This window comes from Deltaproteobacteria bacterium, from assembly GCA_011375175.1.
In the GTDB taxonomy this organism is placed as follows: Bacteria; Desulfobacterota; GWC2-55-46; order GWC2-55-46; family DRME01; genus DRME01.
In genome coordinates this window covers 1-10,033 of sequence record DRME01000076.1, presented here as the reverse complement: position 1 = coordinate 10,033, position 10,033 = coordinate 1, and the positions used below count along the sequence as shown (strand labels likewise).

Sequence of the window (10,033 nt, the reverse complement as noted above, 5' to 3'; positions counted from 1 at the left end):
CTGATTTATTGCACTGAGGGAACCTTTTTGTAGAAGGGTTCCCTCAGACTCCCTCCAAAAACTTTTAACGCCCTGCGGATCATCCCGGTTTTGCTTGCAAAACCGGGATGATCCGCAGGGAATTAAAAGTCTTTGAAGGGGGTCTGGGGGAAACGTGGGCCTATGGCCCTTCTACAGAAAGTTTCCCCCAGGGTAATTAATCAGAATATCCTTTTCTTTATGGAACCAACGGTTTGTTCTTCCGACGGACTCTTGCCGCGGCAAGGGTTGTCAGACTCCCTCCAGAGAGCTTCGGCGCTGCCGCTCCTTCCGGCGGAGATCGGAAGGTGAGGGGGCGGCGGATTTCAAGGCCGGTCAGGGCCCTGGGGTTGCCGCTGCGTCGCCATGGCGTGCGCGGAAGGTTTCCCTTGTTTGCAGGGGTCTGGCCGGAGGCGGCATCTGTTATAGGCGTGACAAGAGGAGAGCGATGAAAGGAAGCGTGAAGACAGCGGGGATCCAGATGTCGCCGACGGCGGTGAGGGCGAGGAATCTCAAGGTCGCCGGCTCACTCATAGCGGCGGCCGCGGAGCGGGGCGCAAGGGTCATATGCCTGCCCCAGCTCTTCAGCACCCCCTGGTTCCCGGCGGTCATATCGAAGGACAACTTCCGGTGGGCCGAGCCCGAGGATGGCGAGACGGTGTCGTTTCTGCGCGAGGCGGCGAGGCGGGCCGGCTCGGTGGTCATCGCGCCCATCTTCGAGCGCGACGGCGGGCGTTTCTACAACACGGCCTTTGTCATCGACGAGGGCGGCGCGGTGCTTGGCAGGTACCGCAAGGTCCACGTGCCCCAGCTTCCATTCTGGGAGGAGAAGGCCTACTTCAGCCCCGGAGACCTCGGTTTCCCCGTATTCGAGACGAGCTTCGGCACCGTCGGCGTGCTGCTGTGCTGGGACGTCTTCTTCCCCGAGGGCTTCAGGATATTGGCCCTCAAGGGCGTCCAGATGGTATTCGTCCCCACGGCGTCGGCCTACGTCCACTCGCGGCGCAAGTGGGAGAGGGCGGCGGCCGCCTCGGCCCAGGCAAACGGCATCTACGTCTTCAGGGTGAACCGCACGGGAAGCGAGGGCGAGCAGGAGTTCTACGGCGCGAGCTTCTGCGCCGGTCCCGGCGGAGACCTGGTTGAAGGGCCGGCCGGAGCCTCGGAGGGGGTGGTGCTCGCGGACCTCGACCTCCACGCCATAAGCGCCGTGCGAAACGAGTGGGTCTTTCTGAAGGACAGGAGGCCCGACCAGTACGGAGAGCTCACGGAGGTGAAGAGATGAGGGCGAAGATAGCCGGTCTCGTCGAGGAGGCGCTCAGGGCGGCCGTCGAGGACGGGGAGCTCAAAGCCGCCGATTTCCCGGAGATAATCCTGGAGAAGCCCAAGAGAGAGGAGTTCGGCGACTTCGCCACCAACGTGGCCATGCTCCTGGCCTCCTCGCAGCGCCGCCCGCCCCGCGAGATCGCCGCAACCCTGGCCCGGCGTATCGCCGGGGCCGAGGGCGTGGAGCGGTGCGAGGTCGCAGGTCCGGGCTTCATAAACATCTTTCTCGAAAAGAGTTTCTGGGCCGCCGTGCTCGCCGAGATAGCCCGGAGAGGCCGCGACTTCGGCCGCAGCGCGGCGGGCCGGGGGCGGAGGGTCCAGGTGGAGTTCGTGAGCGCCAACCCCACCGGTCCTCTCCACATAGGCCACGGCCGCGGCGCCGCCATAGGAGACTCGCTCGCCAACCTGCTCGAGGCCGCCGGCTTCGATGTGACCCGCGAGTACTACCTCAACGACGTGGGCCGCCAGATGAACACCCTGGCCGAGTCGGTGAGGCTCCGCTACCTGGAGATGCTCGGCCGGGAGATAGACTTCCCCGACGACCACTACCGGGGAGACTATATAAGGGACATCGCCAGGGACGTGGTGGCCAAGCACGGCGACCGCTTCCTCGACGAGCCCGAGGAGCGGTGCCGGGACTTCTTCCGGGATTTCGCAAAGGAGGCGATCCTCGAGGGCATCAAAAAAGACCTAAAGGATTTCGGCGTCTGTTTCGATGTATGGTATAGCGAGGCCTCGCTTCACGAGCGGGGAGTGGTGGCCGAGACCATCGGGGAGCTGAGGCGCCGGGGGCACGTCTACGACAAGGACGGCGCCACGTGGTTGGCCACCTCGGCCCTCGGCGACGACAAGGACAGGGTGCTCGTCAAGGCCGACGGCTCGCTCACCTACTTCGCCTCGGACATCGCCTACCACCGCGAGAAACTGGAGCGGGGTTTCGACGAGATAATAGATATCTGGGGGGCCGACCACCACGGCTACGGACCGAGGATGAAGGCGCTCTTCAGGGCGCTGGGATGCGACGAGGGCAGGCTGCGCATCGTCTTCATCCAGCTCGTGAGCCTTACGCGCGGCGGTGAGCCGGTGGCCATGTCCACGCGGGCCGGAGAGTTCGTGACGCTGCGCGACGTGATGGACGAGGTGGGAAGCGACGCCTGCCGCTTCTTCTTCCTCATGAGGAAGTCCGACGCCCACCTGGAGTTCGATCTCGACCTGGCCAAGAGTCAGGCGCCGGAGAACCCCGTCTACTACGTGCAGTACTGCCACGCCCGCATATGCAGCATAGGGGCCTTTGCCGCGGAGAAGGGGTTTACGGCTCCCTCGCAGCCTTCGCCCCGGGTGCTGGCGAGGCTTGCGGAGAAGGACGAGCTCAGGATCATAAGACACCTCTCGCTCTTCGAGGAGGTGGTGGTGCGGAGCGCCGAAGAGGCTGAGCCCCACAGGATGACCTTCTACCTGCGCGAGCTGGCCGGCCTCTTCCATTCCTACTATAACCACACCCGCGTGGTGACCGACGACGACGAGCTCACGGCGGCCAGGCTTCTGCTCTGCTCGGCCGTGCGCACCGTCATCGCAAACGGCCTCGGGCTCATAGGGGTCTCGGCGCCTGAGAAGATGTAGCGGCGGAGACGCAGGCGGCGTCTCGACGACGGAGAGAGGTTGTGAAGAAGATAGCGGTGGTCGACGACGACCAGGGGGTAGCCGCCAGCATAGAGAGCATTCTCGAGAGACGGGGCTTCGACGTGGACACCTACGAGAGCGCCACGTCCTTCATCGACGGCCTCGACGCCTCGGGTGACATCGATCTCGTACTCACCGACGTGTGCATGCCCGGGCTCGACGGCATAGCCATGCTCCGGCGGCTCAAGGAGAGGAGCATCAACGTGCCGGTCATCGTCTTCACCGGCTTCGGCGACGTCGATACGGCGGTGCGGGCCATGAAGGCCGGGGCGAGCGATTTCCTCTGCAAGCCCGTCGGTTCCGACGAGCTGCTCTTCCGCGTCCGCAAGGTCCTTGAAAAACACAAGCTCTCCAGGGAGGTGGCGGCCCTGAGGAAGCGACTGGCCACGACCGAGTCCTTCCACGAGCTCGTGGGCCGCAGCACCGCCATGGTCCGTGTCTTCGAGCTCATAGAGGCCGTGGCCGCGACGGACGCCACGGTGCTCATCACGGGCGAGACGGGCACGGGCAAGGAGCTGGTGGCCAAGGCCATCCACGCGGCAAGCTCCAGGGCCGACGAGCCCTATGTGGCCATAAGCTGCACGGCCCTGCAGGACACGCTTCTCGAAAGCGAGCTCTTCGGTCACGAAAAGGGCTCGTTCACCGGCGCCGTCTCCACGCGGGTGGGCAGGCTCGAAGCGGCCTGCGGCGGAACCGTCCTCCTCGACGAGGTGGGTGATACGTCGGCCGCCATCCAGTCCAAGCTGCTGCGGGTCATAGAAGAGCGCCAGTTCGAGCGTGTCGGCTCGTCGAAGCCCATCAAACTCAAGGCCCGGCTCCTGGCCGCCACGAGCCGCGACCTCGACGCCGCCATGCGCCAGGGCGCCTTCCGCGAGGACCTCTATTACAGGCTCGATGTGGTGAGGATCGACATGCCGCCGCTGCGCGAGCGCGAAGACGACGTTGTGCTGCTGGCCAACCACTTCCTCGAAAAGTTCAGCGCCCTCTATGACAAGGAGATAGAGGGCTTCGCCCCCGAGGCGGTGAACGAGATACTCTCCTACCACTGGCCCGGCAACGTGCGGGAGATGAAAAACGTCATAGAAAGGACGGTCCTCACCAGCGGTCCCGGCCCCATAACCCGCCTCCAGCGCCTCGGCGCCGCGCGGGGCAGGCCGGCGGGCATCGAGGACCTTCCCGAAAGACTCGATTACGCAAGCGCCAGGGAGAGCCTCTCCGAAGAGCTCGAGAGGACCTACCTCACCCACTACATGGAGAGGGAGCGCGGCAGGATCGGCGCCGTGGCCGAGGCCATGGGCGTAAGCGTGCGCACCGTGACCCGCATGCTCAAGCGCCACGGCCTCGACAAGAGGGAGTTCAAGTAACCCCGCGGTGCTCCCGCGGGCGGAGTCCGGCGACCCGAAAGGCACAGAGGGGCTTGAAGGAGAGCCGGGGGGAGGGGGGGGAGGGGGGACGCTGCCTGCGGCAGGGCGCGGGAGGGCTCGAAACGAGGCCGCTCACGGGCCGGGGCGCAAGGGCCGCAGCGAAGCGCAGTCTCCGGCGGCGGGAGCGCCGGAAGCCCGCCTTCAGGTGCTTACGCGGACGACGGTCTTGACGTTGCCGCGGACGTTGAAGTCTCCGACCACTTCCATGTGTCTCGGCGAGAGGGCCGCTTTGAGGTCGTCGAATATCTTGTTGGTCGCCGCCTCGTGCGAGATCGCCCTGTCGCGGTAGGAGTTGAGGTAGAGCTTGAGGGACTTGAGCTCCACCACCTTTTCGTCGGGCCTGTAGGTGATCCTGATCGTAGCGAAGTCGGGGTAGCCGGAGCGCGGACAGAGGCAGGTGAACTCGGGGTAGCTTATCTCTATCGTATAGTCCCGGTCGGGGGAAGGGTTCTCCCACGCCTCGAGCCGCGCCTGTTCCATCTCTTCTTCTCCGTAAGTCATGGAAACTCTGATTAATTACCCTGGGGGAAACTTTCTGTAGAAAGTTTCCCCCAGACCCCCTTCAAAGACCTTTAATTCCCTGCGGTTCATCCCGATTTTGCTTGCAAAATCGGGATGAACCGCAGGGCGTTAAAAGTTTTTGGAGGGAGTCTGGGGGAACCGTGGGTCTGTGACCCGTGGGTCTATGACCCTTTACAAAAAGGTTCCCTCAGTGCAATAAATCAGAGCTTCCTTCCATCGCCCGCGCGGCGACTCCCTGTACTGGGGCGGTCCGCCGCGCGGGAACAAAAGTCTTGACAAAGGCCGGCCGTTAACCTAAGCTATGGCGTTATTGCGGTGTAGAGATTACGCCCAGGTAGCTCAGTAGGTAGAGCAGAGGACTGAAAATCCTCGTGTCGGCGGTTCGATTCCGTCCCTGGGCACCATCTTTCCGGGCCGTGACGTCCCGCCCCTCGAGGGTGCCGGGGCGTCGCGGCCTTTTCGCTGGAGGGCTTGCCTGTGGAGCGGTCCGGCGGTGTCGGTGCGGCGGCCGCGGGCTCAGTCCTTGTAGAGGACTTCCTTTATCTTCAGCTTCAGCTCTTCGGTCCAGAAGGGGTTGCCCTTCTGGATGAAGCCCTTCACGTTGAGGTCGAACCACTTGGGGTCGAGGATGATGTCGTCGATTATGTCCTTGCCCGTGGTCATGACGGCCGGTACCTTCATGCCCCGCTCCTTGACCTTCACCAGGAACTCCTCGCCGTCCATCGTCGATGCCGGGTCGTCGGGATTCTTCAGGTACATGTCGACCGCTATGAGGTCGATCTTCTTCTCGCGGTCGATGACCTTGAACGCCTCGGCCGCATTGCGTGCCGTGACGAGTTTGAGGTCCTCGCCCTTCATGGAGCTCTCGGCCATGGCGAGGGCCAGCTCGTCGTCGTCGATGAGCAGCACCGTCTCGGCGTCGGCCGCCGGGGTTTCTTCCGGCCCGGCCGCCGCCGCTTCCACGGCCGCAGTCTTCACCTCCACCCCTTCGCCGGTCTTTTTCGCGATGTGGCGCGCTCCGCAGCCGACACAGCGGATCTCCGAGCCTCCCTCCCAGCCCTCGAGCACCGCGGCGGGGACCCAGAGACGAAAGCGCATGCCGCACTCGCCGCAACTTATCTCCACGGCCTGTTTATCGCTTGTCATAAGCCTGCTCTTGGACTTGCGCGCACGGAAGGCCGCTCCGTCGCCAGGGGGGAGCGGAGCGGTCTGGACCGGAGAGGCGGAGTGCCCCGATGAGCCGTTTTGCGAAGTGTTTCCCCAATGTATGAAGTCGTCAAGGACTTCTTGAATAGTTTAGCCTATCGTCCCGGGGGTGTCAATCATTTAGGGGAGCCGCGCCGTCCGCTCTCTTGACATGAAGGGTGTATCTGGTATATTGTCGGAGATGAAGGTTGCGGCCGTCATTCCGGCGAGATACGCCTCTACGCGCCTTGAGGGCAAGCCCCTTGCCGACATATGCGGCACCCCCATGATCCGCATGGTCTACGAGAGGGCCTGCCGGGCCGCCCTCGTCGATACCGTCGTGGTGGCCACCGACGACGAGAGGATACTCTCCGTGGTCCGGGGCTTCGGCGGCCGGGCCGTCATGACCTCAAGGAGTCACCGCTCGGGCACCGAGCGTGTGGCCGAAGCCGCCCGCGACCTCGATGCCCCCATTGTCGTGAACCTCCAGGGCGACGAGCCGCTCATCGAGCCCTCCATGGTCGACGAGGTCGTAAGGCCCCTCGTCGACGAGCCGGGGCTTGCCATGGCGACCCTCAAGACCCCTATTACCGACGAAGACGAGCTCTTCGACCCCCACGTGGTGAAGGTCGTCACCGACCGCGCCGGCCGGGCCCTCTATTTCTCGAGGAGCCCCATACCCCACCGTCGGGGCGGCGCGGCGCGGGCCTTCAAACACATAGGCATCTACGCCTTCAGAAGGGACTTCCTCTTCACCTTCTCGGCACTACCGCCCTCGCCGCTCGAGCGGAGCGAAGAGCTCGAGCAGTTGAGGGCGCTCGAAAACGGCTACTCCATAAAGGTCGTCGAGACCGACCGCTCACCGGTGGCCGTCGACACGCCGGAGGACCTCGACAGGGTGAGGGGCATCGTGCGCAGGGGGACGTGAGGGGAAGGCCCTCTGCGCAAGGGCCGGGGCCTCTTTCTCGATCAGGGGCCTTCGAATTCGCAACCGCTCCCCCCCGGCGCCGGCGGCTCCCGGGGGACGGATATCCCATGCCCTGTTCCACAGGGCTCCTGCGCCTGAGAGATGGAGCGGGAAACGGTGCTCAATGGCTGAAAAGACCTTGCCCAAGAACAAGTTCATATTCGTAACGGGCGGCGTGGTCTCCTCTCTGGGGAAGGGGCTCGCCAGCGCCTCCATGGGCGCGCTTCTCGAGTCGAGGGGCCTCACCATAACCATCCAGAAACTCGACCCCTACATCAATGTGGACCCGGGGACGATGAGTCCTTTCCAGCACGGCGAGGTCTTCGTCACCGACGACGGCGCCGAGACGGACCTCGACCTCGGCCATTACGAGCGCTTCACGTCGGCCCGGATGACGCGGCTCAACAACTTCACCACCGGCCAGGTCTACGATTCCATCATAACCAAGGAGCGCCGCGGCGACTACCTGGGCGGCACGGTCCAGGTGGTCCCCCACGTGACCGACGAGATAAAGGCCAACATCCTCAAGGTCGCCGACGGCGTCGACGTGGCCATAATAGAGATAGGCGGCACGGTGGGCGACATAGAGAGCCTGCCCTTTCTCGAGGCCATAAGACAGCTTCGCTTCGATCTCGGAAAGGAGAACGTCGCCTACGTGCACCTCACGCTCCTTCCCTACATAGCCTCGGCCGGAGAGCTCAAGACCAAGCCCACGCAGCACAGCGTTAACAAGCTGCGCGAGATAGGCATCCAGCCCGACGTGCTGCTGTGCCGGGCCGACCGGCCCTTCGACCCGGAGCTCAAGAACAAGATCGCCCTCTTCTGCAACGTGGACCGCGACGCCGTCATCTCGGCCGTGGACGTGGAGTGCATCTACGAGGTGCCGCTCGTCTTCCACCGCGAGGGTCTCGACGAGAAGATCGTGAGGCTTCTCAACATCTGGACCCGCGCCCCGAAGCTTGAACGCTGGGAGCGCATAGTGAAGAAGATGAAGTCGCTGCGGCGCGAGGCGACCATCGGGGTCGTAGGCAAGTACGTAAACCTCCAGGACTCCTACAAGAGCCTCCACGAGGCGCTCATCCACGGCGGGCTGGCCAACGACTGCAAGGTTAGCCTCAAGTACATCGATTCCGAGGAGATAGAGAAGAAGGGTGTCGGCCCCTTCCTCGGGGACGTGGACGGCGTGCTCGTGCCCGGCGGTTTCGGGAGCCGCGGCGTGGAGGGCAAGATCGCCGCCATAGCCTGGGCGCGGGAGCGTAAAAAGCCCTTCTTCGGCATATGCCTCGGCATGCAGGTGGCCGTCGTCGAGATAGCCCGCCACCTCTGCGGCATGGAAGGGGCCAACAGCTCGGAGTTCGATCCCGAAACGCCCTATCCGGTGGTGGACCTCATGGCGGAGCAGAAGGGGCTCGCCTCGAAGGGCGGGACCATGCGCCTCGGCGCCTATCCCTGCGTGCTCAAGCGGCGCACCCTGGCCCAGGCGGCCTACGGCGCCACCGAGATAAGCGAGCGCCACCGCCACCGCTACGAGTTCAACAACGCCTTCCGCGACGCCCTCGGGGCGGCGGGCGTGGAGTTCTCGGGCCTTTCGCCCGACGGCGAGCTCATAGAGATAATCGAACTGCGCGACCATCCCTGGTTTCTGGGCTGCCAGTTCCACCCGGAGTTCAAGAGCTCGCCCATGGCGCCCCACCCGCTCTTCAGGGGCTTCATAAAGGCCGTGCTCGCCTCCAAGGCCAAGCCCTCGGGGGCCGGCAGGAAAGCCTCTTCGAGGGCATCGAGACAGGGGGCGAAGAGGCCGTCGAAGAAGGACGCCGGGGAGGGCGGCAAAAAAAGGGGGGGCTCCTCTGCCGGGGACGGGTGAGAGTCCGTCTTCCGCCGATGGATATTTCGATGTCTTCTGCCGTGGCGAACCGTCAGTTTCAAGGGCCCGCCGTCTTCGGCGGGACGGCGCCGTGAGCGCCGTGGTCGAGGTCGGAGACTGCGCGATAGGCGGCGAGAGGCTCGCCGTCATCGCCGGTCCCTGTGTGATCGAGGACGAGGCGACCACCATGAAGGCCGCCGGGGCGCTCTGCGCCGCCGCCGCGAGGCTCGGCGTGGGGTTCGTCTTCAAGGCCTCCTACGACAAGGCCAACAGGACCTCGCTCGACTCGTTCCGCGGCGTGGGCATGGACGAGGGGCTCGCCGTCCTGGCCGCGGTGAAGGAGCGCTTCGGCGTGCCGGTGCTCACCGACATCCACTGCCGCAGCGAGGCGGCCGCCGCGGCCGCCGTGGCCGACGTGCTCCAGATACCGGCCCTTCTGTGCAGGCAGACGGACCTCATCGTCGCCGCGGCGGCCACGGGCCGGGCCGTCAACATCAAGAAGGGGCAGTTCATGGACCCCGCCGCCATGGCCCATGCGGCGGCCAAGGCGCGCTCGGCGGGATGCGAGCGCGTCATACTCACCGAGCGGGGCACGACCTTCGGATACAACAACCTGGTCGTAGACATGCGGGCCATACCCGTGATGAAGCGCGCGGGGCTTCCCGTGGTCTTCGACGCCACCCACAGCGTGCAGTCTCCGGGCGGGCTCGGCTCGGCCTCGGGCGGAGACAGGACCATGGCGGCCACCCTTGCCCGCGCCGCCGTGGCCGCCGGCGCCGACGGCGTCTTCATGGAGGTCCACCCCGACCCGGACCGGGCGCTCTGCGACGGTCCGAACTCGCTGAGCATCGAAGAGTTCGAACCCCTCGTCGGGGAGCTCGACGCCCTGTACGGCTTTGTCAGGTCACGAGGGGGAAGGCCTTCCTGAAGCAAGGGTCATGGAGCCGCGTCTCTCGCGGACCCTGTGGTGGTGTTGTTGTGGTGTTATTATTGGTATATGCGTGGCGCTCCCCGGCGGGTTCGGACCGCAAAGGCGTAAAGAGATCCCGG

The 10,033-nt window shown here is 64.8% G+C and carries 8 protein-coding genes and 1 tRNA gene; 7 read left to right on the top strand and 2 right to left on the bottom strand.

The window, feature by feature from the left end; translation table 11 throughout:
- The first annotated feature begins 466 nt into the window (after window positions 1-466).
- From ENJ37_06775 to ENJ37_06765, 3 genes are read left to right on the top strand one after another with little or no spacing between them, the layout of a single operon-like run.
- On the top strand, window positions 467-1,300 hold the full coding sequence (locus tag ENJ37_06775) for an acyltransferase (protein ID HHL40192.1): 834 nt from the start codon (window positions 467-469) through the stop codon (window positions 1,298-1,300).
- Complete coding sequence (locus ENJ37_06770; protein ID HHL40191.1) at window positions 1,297-2,961, top strand: arginine--tRNA ligase; 1,665 nt, start codon at window positions 1,297-1,299, stop codon at window positions 2,959-2,961. Before ENJ37_06775 ends, ENJ37_06770 begins: the two co-directional genes overlap by 4 nt.
- 41 nt (window positions 2,962-3,002) lie before the next feature.
- The gene (locus ENJ37_06765) at window positions 3,003-4,385 is read left to right on the top strand and encodes a sigma-54-dependent Fis family transcriptional regulator (protein HHL40190.1); all 1,383 of its coding nucleotides are present in this window, start codon (window positions 3,003-3,005) and stop codon (window positions 4,383-4,385) included.
- A gap of 201 nt (window positions 4,386-4,586) precedes the next feature.
- Here ENJ37_06765 and queF read toward each other — a convergent pair whose 3' ends face one another.
- Complete coding sequence (gene queF, locus ENJ37_06760) at window positions 4,587-4,946, bottom strand: NADPH-dependent 7-cyano-7-deazaguanine reductase QueF (GenBank protein ID HHL40189.1); 360 nt, start codon at window positions 4,944-4,946, stop codon at window positions 4,587-4,589.
- Window positions 4,947-5,295: 349 nt separating this feature from the next.
- Here queF and ENJ37_06755 point away from each other — a divergent pair.
- A tRNA-Phe gene (locus ENJ37_06755) sits at window positions 5,296-5,371 on the top strand.
- Between the two features lie 112 nt (window positions 5,372-5,483).
- Here the strand turns inward: ENJ37_06755 and ENJ37_06750 are convergent.
- Complete coding sequence (locus ENJ37_06750) at window positions 5,484-6,113, bottom strand: response regulator (protein HHL40188.1); 630 nt, start codon at window positions 6,111-6,113, stop codon at window positions 5,484-5,486.
- A 241-nt stretch (window positions 6,114-6,354) separates the two neighbouring features.
- Between ENJ37_06750 and kdsB the strand changes: the two genes are divergently transcribed.
- The 3 genes from kdsB (at window position 6,355) to ENJ37_06735 (ending at window position 9,911) form a co-directional block, all read left to right on the top strand.
- A complete protein-coding gene (gene kdsB, locus ENJ37_06745; protein HHL40187.1) occupies window positions 6,355-7,080 on the top strand; it encodes a 3-deoxy-manno-octulosonate cytidylyltransferase in 726 nt (241 codons plus the stop codon).
- 163 nt (window positions 7,081-7,243) lie between these two features.
- Window positions 7,244-8,983: a CTP synthase gene (locus tag ENJ37_06740; GenBank protein ID HHL40186.1), complete on the top strand. Its 1,740-nt coding sequence runs from the start codon at window positions 7,244-7,246 to the stop codon at window positions 8,981-8,983.
- A 91-nt stretch (window positions 8,984-9,074) separates the two neighbouring features.
- Window positions 9,075-9,911, top strand: a complete 837-nt coding sequence (locus ENJ37_06735) for a 3-deoxy-8-phosphooctulonate synthase (GenBank protein HHL40185.1) — start codon at window positions 9,075-9,077, stop codon at window positions 9,909-9,911.
- Window positions 9,912-10,033 lie beyond the last annotated feature (122 nt).

Coding starts and splice junctions, on each gene's coding strand:
- ENJ37_06775 (HHL40192.1), top strand. CDS start 467: ATGAAAGGAAGCGTGAAGACAGCGGGGATCCAGATGTCGCCGACGGCG.
- ENJ37_06770 (HHL40191.1), top strand. CDS start 1,297: ATGAGGGCGAAGATAGCCGGTCTCGTCGAGGAGGCGCTCAGGGCGGCC.
- queF (HHL40189.1), bottom strand. CDS start 4,946: ATGACTTACGGAGAAGAAGAGATGGAACAGGCGCGGCTCGAGGCGTGG.
- ENJ37_06750 (HHL40188.1), bottom strand. CDS start 6,113: ATGACAAGCGATAAACAGGCCGTGGAGATAAGTTGCGGCGAGTGCGGC.
- kdsB (HHL40187.1), top strand. CDS start 6,355: ATGAAGGTTGCGGCCGTCATTCCGGCGAGATACGCCTCTACGCGCCTT.
- ENJ37_06740 (HHL40186.1), top strand. CDS start 7,244: ATGGCTGAAAAGACCTTGCCCAAGAACAAGTTCATATTCGTAACGGGC.